We start from the raw sequence: 1,269 nt of genomic DNA, 5'->3' as shown, positions 1-1,269 counted from the left end.
ACAATGCGCGGCTTTCGTCCATCCCTGTCCTCGTCGCGCCAGCCGGTGCCCTGGGGTTTTGGCGCTGTGGCTCTGTCCGATGTGCCAGAAATGCTCATCAGCAGCTAATGCCTCAGCTAGACCCGGATGTTGCTGACGAAGTGCGAGACTTGCAGCAAGCGTTGCGCCCGGTTCGATCGTGCGCCTGCCGACGCTAGAGAATCCGAGAAATTGGGGCAAATACGTTCTGAGCCACTGACCAGCTCACCGCTTCCGCACTATCGACGAGCAAAAAGTGTTCTTGCTCGTTCCAAATCCGCAAGCGTATCGACTCCCAATGGTTCTGTCTGGATCACCGTCGCGTCGATCCGCATGCCGTACTCGATAGCCCTGAGCTGCTCAAGGTTCTCTCGGCGCTCCAGAATGCCGCGAGGCAAACTGACGTACTTGGCAAGAGCCTCTCGCCGGTAGGTGTACATGCCAATGTGGTGATAATGCTCTCCTCTACCGGCCGGGATGACCATGCGACTGAAGTAGACGGCTCGGCCAATCGTGTCGCCGGGTTGGACAGCTAATGCGATCTTTACGACCTGTGGCGCGTGAAGCTCCAACGGGTCCTCGATCACAGTTGCCAGAGTTGCGATTTCGCATTCTGCATCACGGGCCAGAGGTGTCAGTGTGGCCTCGATGGTCGCAGGATCGATGGTCGGCAAGTCTCCCTGGAGGACGACGACCACGTCATGCTTCTCGTCGGGATCAACCTCGCACAGCGCCGCGTACGCGCGGTCCGAGCCTGACGGAAGAGCCGGATCGGTCAGAACCGCCCGCCCGCCGACGTCGTTGACAATGTCGGCGATTTGCTGATCCCCGCAGGCGACGACCACCGGGCCGATATCCGCTTCCACGCCCCTGCGCCAGACATGCGCGATCATTGGCTCACCATTGATGTCGGTCAGCGCTTTGCCGGGAAGTCTGGTGGAACCGAGTCTTGTTGGGATGATCACAATGGGCCGCAATGAAAACCCCCTGTCTTCCATTCCTGGGCAACTTGCCTCCCAGATGGATGATCTGCAATAGGATGCCGTCCAGCACGACCGTGCGGCGATGATCGGGTAGGCGAAGATATCGACCTCTTCGTGCTGGTTGCCCTGTCGGACGATGCGGCCCTCGCGCTGCTCGACCTGCGAGGGAGCCAGGGCACGCGGAGATGGTGTAGCATCTTCAACCTGAGCGCGTTGACGCCGGTACCCATCGTCTCGGAGGAGCCGATCAGGAAACGGACCTTGCCGG

The 1,269-nt window shown here is 60.2% G+C and carries 1 protein-coding gene; it reads right to left on the bottom strand.

Annotation, left to right across the window (positions count from 1 at the left end; genetic code table 11):
• Positions 1-257: 257 nt before the first annotated feature.
• Positions 258-1,016, bottom strand: coding sequence for a 3-deoxy-manno-octulosonate cytidylyltransferase (locus EOA85_RS35500; protein ID WP_127212747.1), 759 nt, complete (start codon positions 1,014-1,016; stop codon positions 258-260).
• Positions 1,017-1,269: the final 253 nt, after the last annotated feature.

This window comes from Mesorhizobium sp. M5C.F.Ca.IN.020.29.1.1, assembly GCF_003997375.1.
Taxonomy (GTDB): Bacteria; Pseudomonadota; Alphaproteobacteria; order Rhizobiales; family Rhizobiaceae; genus Mesorhizobium; species Mesorhizobium wenxiniae.
This window is presented reverse-complemented; position numbering and strand designations above follow the sequence as displayed.

What these genes read in the sequence shown, in the direction of transcription:
- EOA85_RS35500 (WP_127212747.1), bottom strand. Translation starts at nt 1,016, where the DNA reads ATGGAAGACAGGGGGTTTTCATTGCGGCCCATTGTGATCATCCCAACA.